The following is a 22,538-nucleotide window of genomic DNA, read 5'->3' as shown; positions in this document are numbered from 1 at the left end:
CCGTGAAGGACTCCTTGAGGGAATCAGATTCCCTCAAGGAGTCCTTCACGGACCTCAGCGGAGACTCAGCGCAAGCGAAGAGCGCGCTTCACGGTGCCGAACAGATCGGTCTGGTTGGTCAGCCCGACGACGTTCGCCGCCTGCGGCCCGTAAGCCGCGATCCGGACCTGCGTGCCGGTGTGCTCCATCGAGGAACCGGGCAGCGCGGTGCCGTAGTTGAGGGTCATGTTCGCGCCCTCATTGGTGATCAGCGTGGCAGTCTGCCCAGGCGTCTTGGCGTCGTTGGACACGATCTGGCTGGTGTGCCCGTGGTCCGCGGTCACCACAACGAGCGTGTCGGTGTGGCTGCGCGCATACGCGAGCCCGGCGGCGACAGCGGCGTCGAAGTCGATCGTCTCGCCGATCTGCCCGCACGGGTCAGCCGCGTGGTCCTGCTTGTCGATCGACGCACCCTCCACCTGGAGGAAGAACCCCTTGTTGCTGCGGCGGTCCTCCAGCAGTTGCAACGCCTTCTGCGTCTGCGCCACCAGCTTCGGCTGCGTCTTCGGCAGGGCCGGGTTCGCGGTGCAGCGGGTCGGCGCGGTGCCGCCCTGCGTCGCCTTCGGGCCGGTCCAGTTCACCGGCAGGTTGCCGGGCGCGAACAGCCCGAGCAGCGGCTTGCCGGGACGCGCCTTGGCGAGGTCGTCAGCGGTGTTGACCACGGTGTACCCGGCGGCCTTGGCTTGCTCCAGCACCGGCTTGCCCTTGAACTGCCCGGCGGTCGCCTTCTGGTCGAAGTACTTCGCGCCGCCGCCGAGGAGCACGTCCGGGCGGGTCTGCACGAGCTGCTCGGAGATCGAGCCCGCGCCGCCGTTCTCCTTGGCGTTCCGCGCGCACTTCTTGGTGGTCTCGTCCGGGCCCTTGCAGTCGCGGTCGACGACGTGCGCGCCGAGCACGGCCGGGGTCGCGTCCTGGACCTCGGCGGTGGTCACGTCGCCGGTGCGCAGGCCGCTGCGCTTGGCGAGTTCGAGCAGCGTCGGGACCGGGTTGCCGTAGGCGTCCACGGAAATCGCGCCGTTGTAGGTCTTCGTGCCGGTCGCCCAGCCGGTGCCCGACGCCGCGGAGTCGGTGACGTAGTCCGGCTTCGCCGGGTTGCCCTTCTCGACCGCGTACGTGGTGTAGTCGCCGGTCAGCGGGAACTCGTCCATCGCGAGCCGCCCGGCCGCGCCGCGTTCGTAGTTGCGCGCCGAGGTGATCTCGGACTGGCCCATGCCGTCGCCGATGAACAGGATGACGTTGCGCGCGTGCCCGCCCTGGATCGCCTGGCGGACCTCCTGCGTGCGGTCGCCCGCACCGGCCGAAGCGGCCCGCGCGCCCTGGTCGTCCTGGTTGCCCTGCGCGGCGATCGCGACCGGGGCGGCGGCGACCATCGCGACGCCGAGCGCGCCCGCGGCCAGCCACTTGCGGCGGCCTGCCAAGACCGTTCTCATGGTTCTCCTCGAAGTGCCTCTCGTCCGGAACTTCCGGACGTGACCCATTAGTGCTCGACGATGTGTTCGACGCGGAGAATCCGGATGAGCGCCGGATGTCCGTAAAGCGAACTCCGGTGCGGTCACGGCCGGTGAACAGGCCGGAACCGGGTCCTTTTACACTCGGGTCGTGGCTTCACCTCTCATCGCACCCAGCATCCTGTCCGCCGACTTCGCCAAGCTCGGCGAGGAGATCGCGGCCGTCGCGCGCCCCGGGGAGACCCGGGCCGACTGGGTGCACGTGGACGTCATGGACGCGCACTTCGTGCCGAACCTGACCCTCGGCCTGCCGGTGGTCCAGTCGATCCTCAAGTCCACCGACGTCCCCATCGACTGCCACCTGATGATCGACGACCCGGACCGCTGGGCGATCGGCTACGCCGAGGCCGGCGCGTACAACGTCACGGTGCACGTGGAAGCCGCCGCGGACCCGGTCATGCTGGCGAAGAACCTGCGTGCCGCGGGCGCGAAGGCCGGGCTGTCGATCAAGCCGGGCACGCCGCTCGAACCGCACCTGGAAACCCTCAAGCACTACGACACGCTGCTCGTCATGTCGGTCGAACCGGGCTTCGGCGGGCAGTCGTTCATCGCCGACGTGCTCGACAAGGTGCGCACCGCGCGCCGGCTGGTCGACACCGGGCACCTCAAGCTGGTCGTCGAGATCGACGGCGGGATCAACTCCGACACCATCGAACAGGCCGCCGAAGCGGGCGTCGACTGCTTCGTCGCGGGCTCGGCCGTCTACGGGGCCGAGGACCCGGGCCGCGCCGTCGCCGCGCTGCGCGAACAGGCCGCCCGCCTCCGCGTCGGCTGACGTTCCGGCCGGGGAAGCTCCCGGGGCCGGGCGGGTGTTGGATGGAGGGGTCGCCGAAGACGGCGGCCGGGCGAGGAGGCAGCAGTGTTCACGGGAATTGTCGAAGAGGTCGGCGAGGTCACCGCGGTCGAGCAGCTCACCGACGCGGCTCGGCTCACCGTCCGCGGCCCGCTGGTCACCTCGGACGCGGGCCACGGCGATTCGATCGCGGTCAGCGGCGTCTGCCTGACCGTCGTCACGGTCTCCGGCGGCGAGTTCACCGTCGATGTGGTGAACGAAACACTCCAGCGTTCGAGCCTCGCGAAGGTGGCCGTCGGCGACGCGGTGAACCTCGAGCGCGCGACCCCGGCGGGCGGACGGCTCGGCGGGCACATCATGCAGGGCCACGTGGACGGCACCGGCGTCTTCATCTCCCGCGACGAGCGCGGCGTGACGACGTTCTCCCTGCCCCCGGCCTTGTCGCGGTACGTCGTGGAGAAGGGTTCGATCGCCGTCGACGGCGTTTCGCTCACCGTCGCGAGCATCGCCGAGGACCGGTTTTCGGTCGCGCTGATCCCCACCACGCTCGAGGTGACGACCCTCGGCAGGCGCCAGGAAGGCGACCACGTGAACCTCGAAGTGGACGTCGTCGCGAAGTACGTGGAGAAGCTCACTGCGCCACACGTGGCGGCGAACGCGCACAATGTGTGACATCCACCCGGCGGCGGCAGCGAAGGAGCACCCGTGAGCGAGACGAAGGCGGCCGAGCCGCAGACCGGATGGACCCCGTGCGGAGCAGGCGCGGCGGTCGACGTGGACGCCATCGAGGCGGCGATCGCGGACATCGCCGCCGGGCGTGCGGTGGTCGTCGTGGACGACGAGGACCGCGAGAACGAGGGCGACCTCATCTTCGCCGCCGAGAAGGCGACGCCGGAGCTGCTCGCCTTCATGGTGCGCTACACCTCGGGTTACGTGTGCGTCGCGCTGACCGAATCCGAGGCGGACCGGCTCGACCTGCCGCCGATGTACCACACGAACCAGGACCAGCGCGGCACCGCGTACAGCGTCACGGTCGACGCGGCGGAGGGCATCAGCACCGGGATCTCCGGCACCGACCGCGCGCACACGACCCGGCTGCTGGCCGACCCCGAAGCCACCGCGAAGGACTTCCGCCGTCCCGGGCACGTGGTGCCGCTGCGCGCCAAGGAAGGCGGCGTGCTGCGCCGTCCCGGGCACACCGAGGCCGCGGTCGACCTGGCCCGGCTGGCCGGTCTGCACCCGGCGGGCGCGCTCTGCGAGATCGTGTCGCAGAAGGACGAGGGCGACATGGCCCGGCGCGACGAGCTGGAAGTGTTCGCCGCCGACCACGACCTGAAGATCATCTCCATCGCGGACCTCATCGCTTACCGGCGGCGCACCGAGAAGCAGGTCGAACGCGTCGCCGAGGCGCGGATTCCGCTGGCCGCGGGGGAGTTCCGCGCGGTCGGGTACGACAGCCTGCTCGACGGGATCGAGCACGTCGCCTTCGTGTACGGCGAGATCGGCGACGGCGAGGACATCCTGGTCCGGGTGCACTCCGAATGCCTCACCGGCGACGTGTTCGGCTCGCTGCGCTGCGACTGCGGCCCGCAGCTGGACGCCGCGCTGCAGAAGGTGGCCGACGAGGGCCGCGGGGTCGTGCTGTACATCCGCGGGCACGAGGGCCGCGGCATCGGCCTGCTGCACAAACTGCAGGCCTACCAGCTGCAGGACGCGGGCGCGGACACCGTCGACGCGAACCTGGCGCTGGGCGTCCCGGCGGACGCGCGCGACTACGGCACCGGCGCGCAGATCCTGTGCGACCTCGGCGTCCGGTCGATGCGGCTGCTCACGAACAACCCGGCGAAGCGGGTCGGCCTCGAGGGCTACGGCCTGCGCGTCACCGGGCGGGTCGCGCTGCCGATCTCGCCGAACCCGGAAAACCTGCGGTACCTGCGCACCAAGCGCGACCGGATGGGGCACGACCTCAGCCAGCTCGAGCACTACGACCAGGTCGGCGCGTCCGACCCGGGCACCGAGGAGGACACCACGCGATGAGCGGCGAGGGGCGGCCGGAAGCCGCGCTCGACCTGCGCGACTGCAAGTCCCTGCGGCTGGCGGTCGTCGCGACGCGGTGGAACGCGAAGATCACCGACGTGCTGCTGGAGCGCGCGCTCGCCGCGGCGAAGGACGCCGGGCTCGAGGAAGAGCCCACGGTCATCCGGGTGGCGGGCGCGGTGGAGCTTCCGGTCGCGGCGCAGGCACTCGCGCGCAACCACGACGCGGTCGTCGCGCTGGGCGTCGTGATCCGCGGCGGCACCCCGCACTTCGAGTACGTGTGCGACGCGGTCACCGCCGGTCTGACCCGGGTCGCGCTCGACGAGAGCACCCCGGTCGGCAACGGCGTGCTGACCTGCGACACCGAGCAGCAGGCGCTGGACCGCTCCGGCATGCCCGGCTCCGTGGAGGACAAAGGCTACGAGGCGGCCGTGGCGGCGCTCGACACCGCGCACGTGCTGCGCGGTCTCGGCAAGCCGTGGACCGAGCGGGGATTCGTGTGAGCGTGATGACCGAGCAGCAGACCGCCCTGGTGATCCGGCCGCGCCGGGCGCTGATCATGTGCAGCGTGCTCGCGGTGGCGCTGCTCGCGGCGTTCGTGGTGGTGGCGGTCCTGCTGCGCAGTTCGCACACCGGCGTCGTGTTCGAGGCGTCGGACCAGATCGCGATGATCGGCATCGGCGTCGCGCTGTCGGCGGGCACGATGCTGTTCGGCAACGCCCGCGTCCGCGCGGACGCCACCGGCATTGAGGTCCGCAACGTGCTGGCGCGGCGGGTTTTCACCTGGGATCAGGTGCTGTCGATCAGCTTCCCGGATGGGGCTTCGTGGGCCCGGCTGGAACTGCCGGACGACGAGTACTTCTCGGTGATGGCCGTGCAGGCAGTGGACCGGGAGCGCGCGGTGACGGCGGTGCGCGCGCTGCGCCGGTTGCACCGCGCCGCCACCGAGGCCTGAGGTCTCCTACAGGTCCAGATCCACGACGATCGGCGCGTGGTCGGACGGTTGCTTGCCCTTGCGGGCTTCGCGATCCACGTAGGAATCGGTGACCGCCTTGGCGAAAACCTCGTTCCCGTAGACGAGGTCGATGCGCATTCCCTTGTTGTTGGGGAAGTTCCCGCCGCGGTAGTCCCAGTACGTGAACGGGTGGTCGTACTTCAGCGGCCGCGGGAACACGTCGGACAGTCCCGCGTCGCGGAGCTTCTTGAGTGCGGCCCGTTCGGGCTCGGTGACGTGCGTGGATTCGGCGAACAGCGAGATGTCCCAGACGTCCTCGTCGGTCGGCGCGACGTTGAAATCGCCGAGCACCGCGAACGGGCGCGCGTGGGTCAGTTCTTCGCCGACGAGGTCGCCGAGCTTCTCGAACCACTCGAGTTTGTAGGCGTAGTGCGGGTTTTCCGGCTCGCGCCCGTTCGGCACGTACACCGACCAGACGCGGATCCCGCCGCACGTCGCGCCGATCGCGCGCGCCTCGGCCTTCCCGTCGAAGCCCGGCTCGCCCGGCAGCCCGCGCACCACGTCGTCGAGCCCGATCTTGGAGAGGATCGCGACGCCGTTCCACCGCCCCAGCCCGTACGCGGCGACCTCGTACCCGCGCGCGGTGATCTCGTCGGCGGGGAAGGCTTCGGTGGTGTTCTTGAGCTCCTGAAGGCACAGAACGTCCGGAGCGGTGCTGTCGAGCCAGTCGAGCACGCGCGGCAGCCGGGGAACGATGGAGTTCACGTTCCAGGTGGCGACGCGGACGGTCATGGCTGCTCCTGATCGTTCGGCGGGTCGGCGAGGCTAGGCTACGGCAGCCCAGTTCCGTGCCTCGGGACGCCTTCCGCCGCACGACCCCCAGGGGACGCGAGCACACTGTCGCTCGCGAACGTCGCGGCCCGGCACCCCTGCCCGCAGCAAGGGGTCTCACGGAAACTGTCGGACCCTCGCCATACAGTGGGGCACGTGGCTGATCCGACCACCTACCGACCTCAGCCGGGGAGCATCCCGGACTCGCCTGGCGTCTACAAGTTCCGCGACGACGCCAAGCGGGTCATCTACGTCGGCAAAGCGAAGAGCCTCCGCAGCAGGCTCAACTCGTACTTCGCCGACCTGTCCGGCCTTCATCCGCGCACGCGGCAGATGGTCACCACCGCGGCGAGCGTCGAGTGGACCGTCGTCGGCACCGAGGTCGAGGCGCTCCAGCTGGAGTACAACTGGATCAAGGAGTTCGACCCGCGGTTCAACGTCCGCTACCGCGACGACAAGAGCTACCCGGTCCTCGCGGTCACGCTGAACGAGGAGTTCCCCCGGCTGCACGTCTACCGCGGCGCGCGCAAGAAGGGCGTCCGCTACTTCGGGCCGTACTCGCACGCGTGGGCGATCCGCGAGACGCTCGACCTTCTCCTGCGCGTTTTCCCCGCCCGCACCTGTTCCGCCGGCGTCTTCCGCCGCCACGGGCAGATCGGGCGGCCGTGCCTGCTCGGCTACATCGACAAGTGCTCGGCTCCGTGCGTCGGCCGGGTGTCGGCGGACGAGCACCGGGCGATCGTCGAGGACTTCTGCGACTTCCTCGCCGGCCGCACGGACGCGATGGTGAAGCGGCTCGAACGCGAGATGGCCGCCGCTTCCGAGGAGCTGGAGTTCGAGCGCGCCGCGCGGCTGCGGGACGATCTGGGCGCGTTGCGGCGCGCGATGGAGAAACAAGCCGTGGTCTTCGGCGACGGCACGGACGCCGATGTCGTCGCGTTCGCGCACGACGAGCTGGAAGCCGCCGTCCAGGTGTTCCACGTGCGCGGCGGGCGCGTGCGCGGGCAGCGCGGCTGGGTGATCGACAAGGCCGAGGAAATGGACGTCCAGGCGCTGGTCGACCACTTCCTCACCCAGTTCTACGGCGAGGAATCCGACCGCGCGGGCCGCGACGACGTCGAGACCGGTCCGGTCGTCCCGCGCGAGGTGCTGGTGCCGGAGCTGCCCGCGGACGCCGACGCGGTCGCGGAGTGGCTGTCCGGCCTGCGCGGGTCGCGGGTACGGCTGCGGGTCGCGCAGCGCGGAGACAAGAAGGCGCTCGCGGAAACGGTGGAGCGCAACGCCAAGGAAGCGTTCACCCAGCACAAACTGCGCCGCGCGGGCGATCTCACCGCGCGGTCCGCGGCGCTGCAGGAACTTCAGGACTACCTGGCGCTCGACAGCGCGCCGCTGCGCATCGAATGCATCGACATCAGCCACATCCAGGGCAGCGACGTCGTGGCGTCGCTGGTGGTGTTCGAGGACGGGCTGCCGCGCAAGTCCGAGTACCGCAAGTTCGCGCTGCGCGAGGCGGCGACGGAGGGCGACGTCGCGTCCATCGCCGAGGTCGTGCGGCGGCGGTTCTACCGGTACCTCAAGGAAACGGCCGAAAACGCCGAGGAGACAACGGAAACCGCGTCGGAGACCGCGGACGAGGCGGTCCGGCCGGTGCGCGCCGGGATCGACCCGGAGACCGGCCGCCCGCGCAAGTTCGCCTACCCGCCCAACCTGCTGGTCGTCGACGGCGCGGGCCCGCAGGCCACCGCGGCCGCGGACGTGCTCGCCGAACTGGGCATCACCGACATCGCCGTCGTCGGGCTCGCGAAGCGGCTCGAAGAGGTGTGGCTGCCCGGCGAACCGGATCCGATGATCCTGCCGCGCACGTCGGACGCGCTGTATCTGCTGCAGCGGCTTCGCGACGAGGCGCACCGGTTCGCCATTCGCTACCACCGCGAAAAGCGCGCCAAGCGCATGCAGACGTCCGAATTGGACAGTGTGCCCGGACTCGGGCAGGCTCGGCGCACCGCGCTGATCAAGCACTTCGGCTCGGTGAAAAAGCTCAAACAGGCCCGGGTCGAGGAAATCGAAGCGGTGCCCGGCTTCGGCAGGCGCACTGCCGAGGCCGTGGTGGCGGCACTGGCCGGGGAGACCGGCGCCGCACCGCGGGCAGTACCGGGAGGGGACCAGGGGTCGTGATCGGGAAGGAAGCACAGACGTGAGTGCGGAAGAGGAAAAGCGGGGCAGCGGGATGGAGGTCGCGGTCGTCAGCGGCCTGTCCGGCGCGGGCCGCTCCACGGCGGCCAAATGCCTGGAGGACCTCGGCTGGTTCGTGGTCGACAACCTGCCGCCGGAGCTGATCGCCACCATGGTCGAGCTCGGCGCGCAGGCACGGGGGGCGATCACGAAGGTTGCGGTGGTGATGGACGTGCGCTCGCGCGCGTTCACCGACGACCTCGCCTCGGTCATCAAGGACCTCGACGCGCGCGGGTACAAGCCGCGCGTGCTGTTCCTGGAGGCCACCGACGCGGTGCTGGTGCGCCGCTTCGAGTCGGTCCGCCGCGGCCACCCGATGCAGGGCGACGGCAGGCTCGCCGACGGCATCACCGCCGAGCGCAAACTGCTTTCGCCGCTGCGCGAGGAAGCCGACCTGGTGCTCGACACGTCCGCGCTGTCGGTGCACGACCTGCGCGCGAAAATAGAGGACGCGTTCGGTTCCGAGGCCAGCACGCAGACCCGCGTCACCGTGCTGTCCTTCGGCTACAAGTACGGTTTGCCGATGGACGCCGACCTGGTGATGGACGTGCGGTTCCTGCCGAACCCGTTCTGGATCCCGGAGCTGCGCGAGCACACCGGCCTCGACGGCGAGGTGCGCAACTACGTGCTGTCGCAGGAAGGCGCCGAGGAATTCCTCGACCGCTACCACCAGCTGCTGCGGCTCATCGGCGCGGGCTACAAGCGCGAGGGCAAGCGGTACCTGACGCTCGCGGTCGGCTGCACCGGCGGCAAGCACCGCAGCGTCGCGATCTCCGAGGAACTCGCCCAGCGACTGTCCAATGAGGACGGCATGGCAGTAAAGGTGGTGCACCGGGATCTTGGCCGGGAGTGACGTGCGCGCGGTGGCGCTGGGCGGAGGACACGGGCTGCACGCGACGCTGACCGCGCTCCGGCGGATCACCCGCGCCGTCACGGCGGTGGTCACGGTGGCCGACGACGGCGGGTCGTCCGGCAGGCTGCGGCGCGAACTGGGGCTGCTGCCGCCGGGCGACCTGCGCCAGGCGTTCGCCGCCTTCGCCGCGGAGGACGGCGGGCGGCTGTGGGCGGAGGTGTTCCAGCACCGCTTCGGCGGCGACGGCGCGCTCGCCGGGCACGCGGTCGGCAACCTGCTGCTCGCCGGGCTGTTCGAGGTGCTCGGCGACCCGGTGGCCGCGCTCGACGAGGCGAGCAGGCTGATGGGCATCTCCGGCCGGGTGCTGCCGATGTCGCCGGAGCCGCTGGAGATCGAGGGCGAGGTCAGCGGCCTGGACAGCGAAGACCCGGACGCGATCCGGCGCATCCGCGGCCAGGTCGCGGTCGCGAGCACGCCCGGCCAGGTGCACCGCATCACGCTGCACCCGGCCGGCCGCCAGGAGCGCCCGCCGCGCGGCTGCCCGGAGGCGATCGAGGCGGTGCTGGAGGCGGACGTCGTGTTCCTCGGCCCCGGCTCGTGGTTCACCAGCGTGCTGCCGCATCTTCTGGTCCCGGATCTGCACGACGCGCTCGTGCGCACGACGGCGACGAAGGTCGTCGTGCTGAACTTGGTCCCCCAACCGGGGGAAACCGGCGGATTCTCCCCGGAGCGGCATCTGGACGTACTCTTCGAGCACGCGCCCGCGCTGCGGGTCGACGCCGTCGTCGCGGACCGTGATTCCGTCCCTGACCCGGCAAGCCTGCGCCGGGCGGCCGAACGCCTCGGGGCGAGGGCCTGCCTGGGGGCGGTGGCCGACCCGGTCGTGGCGGGACGGCATGATCCTGGTGCGCTCGCCCAGTGCATGCGAGAGGCACTCGGCCTCGGCGGGGAGCACTGTGGGTGACGGCGGGCGCGCAGCGAAAGGCAGGAGGGGCAGTACATGGCGATGACCGCCGCGGTGAAAGACGAACTGAGCCGGCTCGAGATCACGAAGATCGGGCCGCGCCGGGCGGAGGTCGCGTCGCTGCTTCGCTTCGCGGGCGGGCTGCACATCGTGGCCGGCCGGGTGGTGGTCGAAGCGGAGCTGGACACGGGTTCGGTCGCGCGGCGGCTGCGCAAGGAGATCCACGAGCTGTACGGACATCATTCGGACGTCCACGTGATCACCGCGAGCGGCGGCCTGCGCAAGGGGACGCGCTACGTCGTGCGCGTGGTGAAGGACGGCGAGGGCCTGGCGCGCCAGACGGGTTTGATCGACCAGCGCGGCCGCCCCGTGCGCGGCCTGCCCGCCGCCGTGGTGTCCGGCGGAGTGGCCGACGCCGAAGCAGCCTGGCGCGGCGCCTTCCTGGCCCACGGTTCGCTGACTGAACCGGGCCGCTCGTCCTCCCTGGAAGTGACCTGCCCCGGCCCGGAAGCGGCCTTGGCCCTGGTCGGCGCGGCGCGGCGGATGGGCATCCAAGCGAAGTCCCGGGAGGTGCGAGGAGCGGACCGCGTCGTGGTCCGAGACGGCGACGCCATCGGCGCCCTGCTGACCCGTCTGGGCGCGCACACGAGCGTGCTGCAGTGGGAAGAACGCCGGATGCGCCGCGAAGTGCGGGCGACCGCCAACCGCCTCGCGAACTTCGACGACGCGAACCTGCGCCGCTCGGCCCGCGCCGCCGTGGCCGCGGCCGCCCGGGTGGAACGCGCCTTGGAGATCCTCGGCGACACCGCTCCCGACCACCTGCTCGCCGCCGGACGTCTGCGCCTGTCGAACCGCCAGGCGTCGCTCGAGGAACTGGGCCAGCTGTCCGACCCGCAGATGACGAAAGACGCCGTGGCCGGACGGATCCGCCGGCTGCTGGCGATGGCGGACAAGCGGGCGAAGGAGCTGAGCATCCCGGACACCGAATCGGCGGTGACCCCGGAAATGCTGGAAGAAGAAGCCTGACGCGCTTGACGGCGGGGTTCTAGGCGGGGATGCCTAGCCCCGCCGCGGTGGTTTGGCTGGGGGAGTGGCCTGCCTGGCCCGGTTTGTAGCTTTCTCAGGTGGAAGCCCGCTTCGCCCGGTCGCGTTGGTCTGGCGGCCAGCCTGCTCCGTTCGCGGTGGCTGGCGAGGGTCGGCCCGCCAAGATCCGCGCGACAAGAAGCCGCGTCGGAGGATCAGCCGTGGTCGCCCGGGGCCTGCGCGATCGTTGGCGGGAGTCTCGTGAGTGTTCATGCCGGTTCTAACTGGCAAAAACGCTCACGAGAGTGAGCATGCCGAAAACCTCGCCGCGCTGGCCGCGCCCGGCATCATCCCCTGCACCGCGAACCTCCCGCTACGCCTTCCGCACCACGCCCCACCCCACCCTGCGTTTTCCGCAGCACCTGCCCGACCCCAACCGCGCCGCCCCGGCCGTCAAGACTTCGTCCACAGTGGACAAATCACCCCCGCCACACCACCGTCTTCGCTACCGTAGGGGGCATGATCGATCTGCCGCTCTCCGCACTTGAACTCGCGCTGGTCGAGGCCGGGCAGTCGGCCACCGCGGCGCTCGAACCGCTCTCCGCTGTCGCGCGCCGGGTCGACGAGCTCGGCTACCGCAGGCTCTGGTTTGCCGAGCACCACGGTTCCCCGGCCATCGCCAGTGCCTCCCCGCAGGTGCTCGCGGCGCACGCGGGTGCGGTGACGTCCCGGGTCCGGGTCGGGTCCGGCGGCGTTCTCGCGCCCAATCACGCCCCGTTCGCGTTGGCGGAGCAGTTCGGCACCCTGTCCGCTCTCAACGGCGGCCGGGTCGATCTCGGTGTGGGACGGGGGCCGGGTGCGCTCGATCCGGACATCATCCGGGCGCTGCGCCGCGGAGCCGAGCCGGCCGGGGAAGCCGACTATCACGCTGACGTCGACGAGCTCCTGAAGCACCTCGGCAGCGACAAGGTCCTCCCCGGCGGGGTGACCGTGCCGGAGCCGTGGCTGCTCAGTTCCAGTCCGGCGGGCGCGGAGGTGGCGGCTGAGCGCGGGTTGCCGATCGCGTTCGCGCATCACATCCGGCCGGACAACACGGCTCCCTCGCTGGAGCGGTACCGGGAGAAGTTCCGGCCGTCGAAGTGGCGCTCCGAGCCGTACGTGCTGTTGTGCGTCGAGACGATCTGCGCGGACACCGAGGCCGAAGCGGAATACCTCTCCGGGCCGATGAACGTCCTCAAGTCCCATCTGCTCACCGGTGGTGGGGGAGATCAGCCGATGCTCACGCCGGACGAAGCCGCCGGGTACGAGTTCGCGCCGGAGATGGTTCCGCAGCTCGAACACTTCCGCGCGGCTCAGGCGTACGGCGAGCGGGAGCAGGTCCAGGCGCGGCTCGCGGAGCTGGCGAAGCAGACCGGCGCGGACGAAATCATGGTCACGGTGCCGGTCTTCGACGCGAAGGCGCGGATCCGCTGCTACGAACTGGTGAAAGAATAAGGTGCGGCAGGGGTGACCGGCGCCGCTCCGGTCACCCCTGCCGCGGCTTTATCCGGCGAACGCCGCGCCGGGGAACTTCAGCTGCACCACCACGTTGTCGATGGTGTCCGGCGTGCCGCCGAGCTTGTCGTTGTTCGTCGAGGTCACCCAGAGGCGCCCGTCCGGCGTCTTGGTCACCGAGCGCAGCCGGCCCCAGCGGCCGGAGAACACCGCCGACACGGTGCCGATGCTGTCGCCCTTGATCTGCGTCGCGAACAACTGCTTGCCGGTCACCGCCGCGATGTAGATCCAGTCGTTCACGATCTCGATGCCCGACGGCCCGGCCTGCGAGGTCGGCCACGTCTTCTTCGGCGCGATCGTCCCCTTGCAGTCGCCGATCGTGCCCTCGCACGCCGACCAGCCGTAGTTGCCGCCCTTCTGGATCAGGTTCAGCTCGTCCTGGCTGCTCTCGCCGAACTCCGACGACCACAGCCGCCCCTGCGAATCCCAGGCGAGGCCCTGCGGGTTGCGGTGCCCGTAGCTCCAGACGTACCGCGCGTTGCCGCCGGTCGCGTAGAACGGGTTGTCGCTCGGCGCGGAACCGTCCGGGTTGAGCCGCAGGATCTTCCCGTTGAGCGAGCTCTTGTTCTGCGCGTTGGCCTTGACCTTCGCGTCGCCGACGGTGGCGTACAGCTTGCCGTCCGGGCCGAACGCGATCCGGCCGCCGTTGTGGTACTGGTTCTTCGACATCCCGGTCAGCACCGGCGTGGTGGTCTTCGACAGCGTGGCGCCGTCGTAGGTGACCTTCACGATCCGGTTGTCGCTGGACGACGTGTGGTACAGGTACACCGCGTGGTCGGTGTTCCACTGCGGCGAAATCGCCAGCCCGAGCAGGCCGCCCTCGCCGTTCGTGGTGACCACGCCGGGGATCTTGCCGAGCGTCGTCTTCTTGCCGTCCGGGGTGATCTGCAGCAGTTCGAACCGGTCCCGTTCGGTCACCAAGGCGTTGCCGTTCGGCAGGAAACCGACCGCCCAGCCGAGGTCGACCTTCGCGATGTCCTTGTCGTACGACGGGATTCCGCCGCCCGCGCCGCTGCTGCTGGTCGTCTTCGCGGTGACCGCGTTGCTCGCCGCGGAGGCGTTTCCGTTGGGGTCACGGGCTTTCACCGTGAACGTGTAGGACGTGTTCGGCTTGAGGTCGGTGACCGTCGCCGAAGTCTGCGACGTGGTCGAGACGACGGTGCCGCCCTGGTACACGTCGTAGCCCGCGATCGAGCCGCTGTCGTCGGTGGAAGCCTTCCAGGACAACGAAATGCTCTCCGAAGTGCTGCCGGTCACCTTGAGCGAACCGGGCACGCTCGGCGGGGTTTTGTCGTCGCTGGGCGGGGTTTTCACGCCGACGACGTTGCTCGGCTGGGACGGGTTGCCCGCCGCGTCGTAGGCGATCACCGAGATGTCGTACGACGTGTTCGGCGTCAGCTGGTCGACGGTCGCCGAGGTGGTCTTGCCGTCCACGACCTTCAGCGTGTTGCCGCCGCGGTTGATCTCGTACCGCGTGACGCCGACGTTGTCCGTCGCCGCGTCCCAGCGGAAGTCGGCCGCGGTGGGCCGGATGTTCGACGCCTGGAAGTTCTTCGGCGGCGTCGGCGGCTCGGTGTCCACCGGTGCGGAGAAGCTGTCGGTGATCTTGTCAGTGTTGGGCCCGCCGTTCGCGGACGCCGAAACGGTGCGCACGTGGTTGACGCCCGCGGTGAGCTGGACGGTCGCGGTGACGGTCTTCCACGTCGTCCAGGAACCCGTGCCGGGGAAGGAAACCGTGCCCTTGTCGCCGCCGTCGACCACGAGCTTCATCGGCCGGTCGTCGGCGGTTCCGTTGGCATAGCGGAAAGTCAGCGTGTGCGTGCCGGCCTGTGCCGCGTTGACCGAGTAGTCGGCGTAGCTGCCGACGAGGTTTTCGAAATCCACGAATCCCTTGCCGGAGTAGCCGGAGTGGTTCGTGGCGATCTTGGCCTGGGAGAGCGTCGCGTCCTCGGACTCGTAATCCCCGGTGGCCGCGGTGGCGGTCACGGGGGTCAGCAGTGCGCAGCCGAGCGCGGTCGCCGCGGTACCGGCGAACAGCGCGCTCAACGTCGAGCGTCGTGCCACGGGGGCCTCCTGCTTGAGGGGGATCGGGGCGGCGGCGGGGAACTGCACGGTCTTCGTTAGGAAAGTTTCCTATTTATCGGGACAGATCACACACCCTCGGCAGGTGCGGTGTCAATAGTGCGATCGCGGCATTACGCTCCGCAGTCGTGGCCGCGGAGCGCGCGCAGAAAGAACGGGTAGGTCAGAAGCCGGCGATGTCCGCCCGCGCGATGACCTTCGTGATCCTCGCCCGGACGAGGGATTCTTCGGGGACGGCGTTGCGCTTGCCGTAGGCCGGGCCGTTCTCCTCGCCCATGTACCGCGCGCCGAGCCGGGTGGCCCACTCCAGCATTTCGTCGTAGTCGTGGTGCAGTTCCGCCTCGGCGGTGAACTGGACGTATGAGAACGGCGGCCGCTGGTCGTCCACCGCGAGCGAGAGCCGCGCGTCGCGGCGCAGGGCCTTGCCTTTGAGCGTGTCGGTGCCGGTGGTGAAGATCAGCTCGTCGCCGTTCGGTCCCTCGTTCAGCAGGAACCACACTGGCGTGACGACCGGGGCCCCGTTGGCCCGCACGATCCCCAGCATCCCGGTCCGCGTGCCCTCGCTCGCGAACTTCCACCACTCCGCCCTGGTCATCTCCCGCATGCTTGCCACGCTAGCCGTCCGCGTGTGCGGGCTCCCGGCCGGGCCGACTAGCCTGACCTGCTGTGCGATACGACGAGATGGGCGCCGCTGGGCTCGCCGACGAGGGGCTGACCCGTCGGCTGAAGGCGCTCGCCTGCACCGCGCCGTTGCACGACCTCGACGCGCGCAAGGCGAAGCTCGACTGGGCCGACGCCACGGTGTACCAGATGGCCGAGATCGCGCTGCACACGATCGACCAGGTCACCATCGCGATGGACTTCGACACCGGCGCGGGCCACGACCAGGTCATCGACCGGCTGCTGCCGTTCATCTCGCTGCAGGCGCCCTCGCGGATGCCGGACGAGCACGTGCGCGTGGCGAAGTGGGTGCTGGACAACCTGATCAACGTCGGCACCACCGACCGCGGCTTCCGGCGCGTGTACGGCTCGCTCGGTCCCGGCGGCTACCAGCGCCGCCAGTTCGACTTCAAGCTGCTGGTCGAGCTGGCCGCCCCCGACGGCGAGGTGTACCTGCGCGCCACCGACGAGGCGATCAACGTGCTGGTCGGCGCGCTGGACACGGACGTCGAGTCGGCGCAGATCGCGGCCGAGGTGAAGCTGGAGAACCTGATCAACCGCGGCCGCCTCGCCGACGCGAAGCTCGCCGCGGAGCAGGCGCGCTACCGCACCGTGCAGTATGGCGAGACGCTGCGCGCGAAGCTCGACGCGACTCGCCGCGACGTGCGCGCGGTCGACTGGGAGAGCGAAGTGCCGGAGCTGATCGAGTCGGCGCTCGGGCACATCGAGTCCCGGTTCCGCGCGGAGAACGCGATCCTGAAGAACATCACCACCGCGCGCGACGAGTCCGAGGACGTCGACCACAAGCGCCGCGCCGCCGAACTGGTCGACATCGTCGCCGACTGCATCCGGCGGCACACCCGCCTCCAGTCGCGGCTGGCCGACGCGGGCGCGGTCTTCCGCGCCGAACAGGACCGCCAGCAGTTCTCCGGACCGCCGCAGCGAGCCACCATCGACCTGTTCGGCCAGCTCCTGATGCCGACGCTCGGGCTGCCGCTCGCCGATGCCACCGCGCCCGCCGAGCACTTCTTCCACGCCGTCGCGGGGATCACGACGCCGGTCGTGCCGTCGCTGTCTTCGCTGGTTTCGCTGCTGCTGCGGCCCGCCCCGGAACGCGACCAGCTGGTCGGCGAGGTGCCGGAGCCGGAGCTGGTGCCCGCCGAGGTGACCGACCGCTTCGGCGACGACGTGTGGCGGCTCGCCGACGAACTGCTCGACCTGCCCGACGTGCCGCGGCGGCTGTCCGGGCTGCTGGAGGACGCGCGCCGCTCCGGGCAGCCGAACCTGGCGTCCCTGGTCGCGCTGCGTGCGCTGCACGCCTACAGTCCCGAGGTCGGCCCGGCGCGCCGGCAGGGGGAACGCCAGGTGCTGCTCGCCGTCGACGACGGCACCCTGCTCGACGACCCGGAGTTCGGCGGGGCCGATCTGCTGCTGATCACCGCGGAGGTCGAACGAGCTGACGACGAGACCGAGGAGGTCGCCTGATGCCGGTGACGCACACGAGCGTCGACGCCGAGGCCGCCGCGCGCCTCGTCGCGTTCGGGATGCGCCCGAAGCAGCTGCCCGCCCGCGACGTCGTGTACGGCGAGCTGGTGCGCCGCTACGGCGAGGACAACGCGTTCAAGGCGCTCACCCACGCGGTCGCGTCCGGGCTCGGGCTGATGGTGCTGGAGGTGACGCAGCAGGCCGGATGCGTGCTCGCGGCCACCGACGAGTCCGTCTTCGAGATCAAGATGGACAGCTACGCGCGGCAGGCCAAGATCCGCGAGCGGCGCGAGACGGAAAAGGTGCTGCACGGCCTGATCCACCTCGCGACGGCCGCGCTCGGCTACCCGCGGCCGGACGACCTGGCCAACGACACCTACATCGGCCGGGTGAGCGTCGAGCAGGTCGACGCGATGGTCCGCGAAGCCGCGCGGGTGCTCGACGAGCGGGCACAGCTGGCCGAGGCGAACAACGACCCGCTCGCGGACGCGCCGGAGCTGGAGCAGGCGTGGCGTGCGTACGCTCGGCGTCCGGCCGCAGCGGCGACGAAGGACGGCCGGATGGCGGCGGACACCACGCGCGGCATGGTGTCGCGGGCGCTGCGATTCCTTGCCGATCAAGGCTTTCTGGTGCAGGTGAGCGACGAGCAGGGCGGCACTTACCGCACGACGCCGCGGTACCAGATCCAGGTGCGGGAGCTGGCCGCGGACGCCGCGTTCGACGACCTGCTCGCGCTCGACGTCGTCGCGGTCGCCGGGGCCGGGGGAACGCTGCGCGCGACGGCCTCGGACACGCTGCAATGAGGGCCGGGGCCTTGAAGCGGCGCGGGCGGCGGGACGGTGTGCTGGCCGTGAGGGGAACCCTCAGGGAATCAGATTCCCTCAGGGTTCCCCTCACGGCCTCGCGGAAGCGGTCCTGCGGGCATCAATCGGGTGAGGCCGCTCGGCTTGAGCCCCCGGCATGGGAATCAGCGTCCGTGAAGGGGCCCTTCACGGACCAGCAGGCGCGGTAGAGGGGACGGGAATGTACGAGCTTTCGCGGGTCCGCCTGCATTCGGTGGGCCCGGCGGGCGCCCGGTACCAGGACGTGGTGCTGGACTTCAGCGGCGTCGGGGCCACGATCACCGCGCCGAAGCAGGACGCGCTGTTCTCCGCGGGCATCCACGCCGGCGGGCCGGTGCGCCGCCCGTCTCCGGCGAGCGTGCTGTTCCTGGAGAACGGCGGCGGCAAGTCCGTGCTGATCAAGCTGATCTTCTCGGTGATGCTGCCCGGGCGGCGCCAGGTCGTCGGCACCACGAGCACGAAGGTGCTGGAGAAGTTCGTGACGGCCAAGGACGTCGCGCACGTGGTGCTGGAGTGGCTGCACGTCGAGACCGGCCAGCGGGTGATCACCGGCAAGGTGTCGGAGTGGCGCGGGCACGTGACGTCGGCGGACTCGGAAAACCTCGTCGACTCCTGGTACTGCTTCCGCCCGACCGCCGACGTCGCGCTCGATTCGCTGCCGCTGACCGAGGACGGCCGCCTGCTGACGATGTCCGGGTTCCACGACCGGATCGCGGGCGCGGCGATGGCCGAACCGGAGCTGGAGCTGTTCTGGACGCGCCGGCACCACGAGTGGACCGGGCGGCTCGACCAGCTCGGTCTCGACACCGAGCTGTTCCGCTACCAGCGCGCGATGAACGCGGGCGAGGGCGAGGCGGCCGACGCGTTCCAGTTCTCCACCGACGAGGCGTTCGTGGAGTTCCTGCTGCGCGCGGTGCTGTCCGAGGACGAGCCGAAGGACCTCGCCGAGGTCGTGTCGACGTACGCGAACAACCTCGCGCAGCGCGGCGATCTGATGGCGGAGAAGGAATTCGTCGAGGGTGCGCTGGAACTGCTCGGTCCGCTGGCCGAGGAGGAAGGCGTGGCCGCGGCTTCGCGGCGGATCGCCGAATCGGCGCGCGAGGATCTCGGCGAGCTGGCCGGGCGGATCCACGCGCGCAACGAGCTGGAGAACGCGCGGCTGTCGGGGCTGGAAGAACACGTCGAGGAAGTGCGCAGTGCGGAAAAGCTCGCCGAGGGCGACCATCGGCGGCTGACCGCGGGCGTCACCGAGCTGCGGCGGCTGGTCGCGGTGCTGCGGCTGGAAGAAGCGCAGATCGAACGCGAGCGCGTCGACGGCGAGCTGGCCGAGGCGAAGACGCAGGCGGAAGCGTGGCGCGAAACCGCGACCGTGCTGAACCGGTTGAACGCTGCGCGCAAGGCGAAAGACCTGCGTGAGCTGGTCGGAAACCGGGAGGAGAAGGCGAAGCCGGCGTTGGCCGCCCGGGATGCGGCGGCGGTCGCGTTGGGGCGCGGTTTGCTTTCGCTGGCGCGTGACGCGCAGCGGCAGGCGGACAAAGCCGAGGCACACGCGGACGCGTTGCGCGCCGAAGCGGAGAAGGCGCAGGTCGAGCGGGATGAGGCGGCGAACCTGGCTGCTGGTCGCCGGGCTGAGGCGCGTGGACTGTCGTCGCGGATTGCTGAGCTGCGCGAGGAAATTTCCGAATCGGTCCGAAGTGGACTGTTGTCCTCCGGGACGGATGTCGCCGAAGCCGCGCGGTCCGCGCGGGCGGAAGCCGAGGCCGCGGCGGCGGAATCCGTTCGCCGGGAACAGGAACTCGACCGCGTCGGCGAGGATCTGCAAGCGGCGCAGCGTTCGGTGAACGAGGCGCATCAGCTCGCCGGGTCCACTCAGGACCGTCTCGTGCGGGCGGCCGAAGACCTCGAACGCGCGCACCGGCGGACCGACGCGCTGGCCGCCGAACCGCGGTTGATGGAGCTGCTCGGCGCGGACGACGTGAAGCTGGAGAGCGATCTTCCGGTGCTGCTGCAGCGCTTGCGCGACGCGAGCGCGGCGGTGGAGAAGGAACAGACCGCGCTGCGGATGGAGGAGTCGGCCGACGAACGGGCGCTGGCCGCGCTCGGTTCGGGCGGGCTGCTGCCGCCGCCGGAGGATGTCCAGGCCGCGCTGGATGCGTTGGAGCAGGCGGGAATCACCGCGTGGTCGGGCTGGCGTTATCTGTCCAAACTGGACTCGGTGCGACGCGACGAAGTGCTGGAGCGAATGCCACAGCTCGTCGCCGGCGTACTGCTGAACGACGCGGCGCAGGCGAAGCGGGCGCGGGAAGTGCTGGCGGCTTCGCGGCTGCTGCCGAGCGCGGTGATCGCGGTCGGGACCACGGACGCGTTCCAAAAGGACGGTCCGGCCGCTGCGGGTGTCGAGTTCCTCGTGCCGCCGAACCCGGCGATGTACGACGAGGAAGCCGCGGACACCGAGCGGGAAGCCGTGGCGCAGCGGCACGCCGAACGGCAGCGTCGGCTGGAGCAGCTGTCGGAGTCGCTGGCGGCTGATGGCGCGTTGACGTGGAAGCTGACCACCTGGCGCGAGGACTATCCGGCCGGCGCGATCGGAACGCTTGCTGAGCAGGCCGAAAGCGCTCGCGTCGCCCGGGAGACCGCGCAGACCGCGCTCGCGCAAGCGGAGGCGGAATTCGCCCGGTTGAGCGAAAAAATCACCGCCTTGCGGGAGCGAGTCCCGGCGTTGCGGACCGCAGCGGCAGAAGCCGAGGAGAAGGCGCGTCGGCTCGGCGAACTGTCCACTCGGGCCGCGCGTGTCGCGGAGTGGACCGAAGAAGTCGAGCGGGCAACGGAAATCGCGGAACGCGCGGAGACGTCGGCAGCTGAGGCATCGGCGCGAGCGGCGCGGTTGCGCGAGCAGGCGGCGGAGGAGCAGCGGACCGCTGACGGACACCGTCGCACCGTCACCACCGCACGGTCCGAGCTGGCTGAGGTGCCTGGCGCGGCCGAGCTGCCGGAGGACGTTGAAGCGCCTTCGGAACCGGTGGACGCGTTGCGGCGCACCTTTGTGTCAGCTTCCGAGTCTTACGCGAAGGTCGAGGTCGGCAGCGATCTCCGGGCAGAGTTGGAGCAGGCGGAATCCGCTGAGGCAGCGGCCTCGTCGGCGTTGGAAGCGCTGGACGAAGAGGTCCGGGTGCGCGCGGCTGCGTTGCTGGAGACGCCGGACGGTTCGGACGCTTCCACTCGGGCGGCGGCGTTGGCGCGGGCTCGGCGGGTCGTCGACGCGCTGGAGGAGGAACGCACCGAGGCGATCGGCCAGGTGTCGACGCGCCGGGCGGAGCTGGACGTGCTGCCGTTGCAGACCGGCGTCGCGTCTCCGGCCGAGCGGCCGCGCGACATCGAGCACGGCCTCGAGCTGATCGACGCGGCTTCGCTGGAAGTGTCTGCGGCGGCCCGGAAATGGGAAGAACTGCAAGAGCGCCGAGCGGCGGCGGAAGCGACGCTGGAAGCGGGCAAGGCTTCGGCGTCCGGCTTCGGGTTGCTGTCGGAATCGTTGGCGCACTTGCGTTCCGAGGAACCCGCGGACGCCTACGACGGCGACGTCGAGTCCGCGCGGACCCGGTACAACCAGCTCAACACCGTCCTGAACGACGCGCAGTCGGCGGCCGATTCCGGCGACCGGCGGGTGCGCGCGGCGGCGGACCAGCTGGCGCAATACGCGACCGAGAAGCGGTTCGAAAAGCTCAGCACTCCGGTGCGGCAGCAGGTGATTTCCGTGAAGCGGGACCAGCTTCCCGCGCACGCGGCGGAATGGAGCGAGGCGCTGCGCCCTCGGCTGCGGACCCTCACCGACGACCTCGCGCAGATCGACCGGCACCGCGGCGGCATCATCACGCGGCTGCAGGGGATGGTCGAAGGCGCGTTGCGCACCCTGCGGTCGGCGCAGCGGGTGTCGCGGCTGCCGGACGGGCTCGGCGACTGGTCCGGCCAGGAATTCCTGCGGATCCGGTTCACCGAGCTGGAAGACCATGTGCTGGCGGAAAAACTGGGCGAGGTCGTCGACGAGGCGGCCGCGGGCAAGACCGCCGACGGCCGCGACGTGAAGCGCGACGGGCTGTCGCTGGTGCTGCGCGGGGTGCACGTCGCCGCGCCCAAGGGGTATCGGGTCGACATGCTCAAGCCGGACTCCGTGCTGCGCACCGAACGCCAGCGGGTGTCGGAAATCCGCGACGTGTTCTCCGGCGGCCAGCAGCTGACCGCGGCGATCATCCTGTACTGCACGCTCGCCGCGCTGCGCGCCAACAACCGGGGCAAGGCACGGAACCGGCATTCGGGCGTGCTGTTCCTGGACAACCCGATCGGCCGTGCGTCCGCCGGATACCTGCTGGAACTGCAGCGGGCCGTCGCGGAGGCGCTGGGCGTGCAGCTGATCTACACGACGGGCTTGTTCGACGCGGGCGCGCTGGCGGAATTCCCGCTGATCGTGCGGCTGCGCAACGACGCGGACCTGCGGGCCGGGCGGAAGTACCTGTCGGTGGACGCGACGATCCGGAATTCCCTCGACGACCTCGGGGACCCGGACGGGGTCGCCCGGCTTTCGGCGACGCGGATGTTCAGCCGGGGGCCTTCCGCTCCCGCAGTGGACTCGTCTGCCGAAGAAGAACAACCGGCCTGACGGCTGGCGCGCGGTCTGCCCAGGCGGCA

General features: G+C 70.6%; 17 protein-coding genes. 13 read left to right on the top strand and 4 right to left on the bottom strand.

Annotation, left to right across the window (positions count from 1 at the left end; genetic code table 11):
- Positions 1-65 precede the first annotated feature (65 nt).
- The gene (gene phoA, locus FKO37_RS36195) at positions 66-1,469 is read right to left on the bottom strand and encodes an alkaline phosphatase (RefSeq protein WP_238607438.1); all 1,404 of its coding nucleotides are present in this window, start codon (positions 1,467-1,469) and stop codon (positions 66-68) included.
- Between the two features lie 169 nt (positions 1,470-1,638).
- Here phoA and rpe point away from each other — a divergent pair, with 169 nt between their 5' ends.
- The 5 genes from rpe to FKO37_RS36170 all read left to right on the top strand — a co-directional run bounded on the left by rpe (position 1,639) and on the right by FKO37_RS36170 (position 5,332).
- Complete coding sequence (gene rpe / locus FKO37_RS36190; RefSeq protein WP_037814617.1) at positions 1,639-2,322, top strand: ribulose-phosphate 3-epimerase; 684 nt, start codon at positions 1,639-1,641, stop codon at positions 2,320-2,322.
- Positions 2,323-2,406: 84 nt separating this feature from the next.
- Positions 2,407-3,012, top strand: coding sequence for a riboflavin synthase (locus tag FKO37_RS36185; RefSeq protein WP_238607437.1), 606 nt, complete (start codon positions 2,407-2,409; stop codon positions 3,010-3,012).
- A gap of 33 nt (positions 3,013-3,045) precedes the next feature.
- The gene (locus tag FKO37_RS36180) at positions 3,046-4,377 is read left to right on the top strand and encodes a bifunctional 3,4-dihydroxy-2-butanone-4-phosphate synthase/GTP cyclohydrolase II (protein ID WP_037814620.1); all 1,332 of its coding nucleotides are present in this window, start codon (positions 3,046-3,048) and stop codon (positions 4,375-4,377) included.
- Entirely contained in the window at positions 4,374-4,880 is a 507-nt protein-coding gene (gene ribH / locus FKO37_RS36175; protein WP_037814621.1) for a 6,7-dimethyl-8-ribityllumazine synthase, read from the top strand. The genes FKO37_RS36180 and ribH overlap by 4 nt, the downstream gene beginning before the upstream one ends.
- A gap of 5 nt (positions 4,881-4,885) precedes the next feature.
- On the top strand, positions 4,886-5,332 hold the full coding sequence (locus FKO37_RS36170) for a PH domain-containing protein (protein WP_037814999.1): 447 nt from the start codon (positions 4,886-4,888) through the stop codon (positions 5,330-5,332).
- A gap of 6 nt (positions 5,333-5,338) precedes the next feature.
- Here FKO37_RS36170 and FKO37_RS36165 read toward each other — a convergent pair whose 3' ends face one another.
- Positions 5,339-6,124: an exodeoxyribonuclease III gene (locus FKO37_RS36165; protein WP_238607436.1), complete on the bottom strand. Its 786-nt coding sequence runs from the start codon at positions 6,122-6,124 to the stop codon at positions 5,339-5,341.
- A gap of 195 nt (positions 6,125-6,319) precedes the next feature.
- Here FKO37_RS36165 and uvrC point away from each other — a divergent pair, with 195 nt between their 5' ends.
- From uvrC to FKO37_RS36140, 5 genes are all read left to right on the top strand, one after another.
- A complete protein-coding gene (gene uvrC / locus FKO37_RS36160) occupies positions 6,320-8,338 on the top strand; it encodes an excinuclease ABC subunit UvrC (protein WP_238607435.1) in 2,019 nt (672 codons plus the stop codon).
- Positions 8,339-8,390: 52 nt separating this feature from the next.
- Complete coding sequence (gene rapZ / locus FKO37_RS36155; protein WP_020658140.1) at positions 8,391-9,248, top strand: RNase adapter RapZ; 858 nt, start codon at positions 8,391-8,393, stop codon at positions 9,246-9,248.
- Between the two features lies 1 nt (position 9,249).
- Positions 9,250-10,212: a uridine diphosphate-N-acetylglucosamine-binding protein YvcK gene (yvcK, locus tag FKO37_RS36150; RefSeq protein ID WP_043827416.1), complete on the top strand. Its 963-nt coding sequence runs from the start codon at positions 9,250-9,252 to the stop codon at positions 10,210-10,212.
- Between the two features lie 36 nt (positions 10,213-10,248).
- Positions 10,249-11,238, top strand: coding sequence for a DNA-binding protein WhiA (whiA, locus tag FKO37_RS36145; protein ID WP_093574335.1), 990 nt, complete (start codon positions 10,249-10,251; stop codon positions 11,236-11,238).
- A 516-nt stretch (positions 11,239-11,754) separates the two neighbouring features.
- On the top strand, positions 11,755-12,729 hold the full coding sequence (locus FKO37_RS36140) for an LLM class flavin-dependent oxidoreductase (protein WP_134730936.1): 975 nt from the start codon (positions 11,755-11,757) through the stop codon (positions 12,727-12,729).
- Positions 12,730-12,777: 48 nt separating this feature from the next.
- On the opposite strand, the gene FKO37_RS36135 is transcribed toward FKO37_RS36140, so the two are convergent.
- Positions 12,778-14,853: a PQQ-dependent sugar dehydrogenase gene (locus FKO37_RS36135; RefSeq protein WP_238607434.1), complete on the bottom strand. Its 2,076-nt coding sequence runs from the start codon at positions 14,851-14,853 to the stop codon at positions 12,778-12,780.
- A 181-nt stretch (positions 14,854-15,034) separates the two neighbouring features.
- Entirely contained in the window at positions 15,035-15,475 is a 441-nt protein-coding gene (locus FKO37_RS36130; protein ID WP_037814629.1) for a PPOX class F420-dependent oxidoreductase, read from the bottom strand.
- Between the two features lie 77 nt (positions 15,476-15,552).
- On the opposite strand from FKO37_RS36130, the gene FKO37_RS36125 reads away from it, so the two are divergent.
- From FKO37_RS36125 to FKO37_RS36115, 3 genes are all read left to right on the top strand, one after another.
- Entirely contained in the window at positions 15,553-17,016 is a 1,464-nt protein-coding gene (locus FKO37_RS36125; RefSeq protein WP_238608389.1) for a hypothetical protein, read from the top strand.
- Positions 17,016-17,819, top strand: coding sequence for a hypothetical protein (locus FKO37_RS36120; protein WP_037814632.1), 804 nt, complete (start codon positions 17,016-17,018; stop codon positions 17,817-17,819). The genes FKO37_RS36125 and FKO37_RS36120 overlap by 1 nt, the downstream gene beginning before the upstream one ends.
- 220 nt (positions 17,820-18,039) lie before the next feature.
- Complete coding sequence (locus tag FKO37_RS36115) at positions 18,040-22,509, top strand: hypothetical protein (protein WP_238607433.1); 4,470 nt, start codon at positions 18,040-18,042, stop codon at positions 22,507-22,509.
- The last annotated feature ends 29 nt before the right edge of the window (positions 22,510-22,538 follow it).

This window comes from Amycolatopsis sp. Poz14 (assembly GCF_006704225.1).
GTDB classification, from domain to species: Bacteria; Actinomycetota; Actinomycetes; order Mycobacteriales; family Pseudonocardiaceae; genus Amycolatopsis; species Amycolatopsis nivea.
This window is presented reverse-complemented; position numbering and strand designations above follow the sequence as displayed.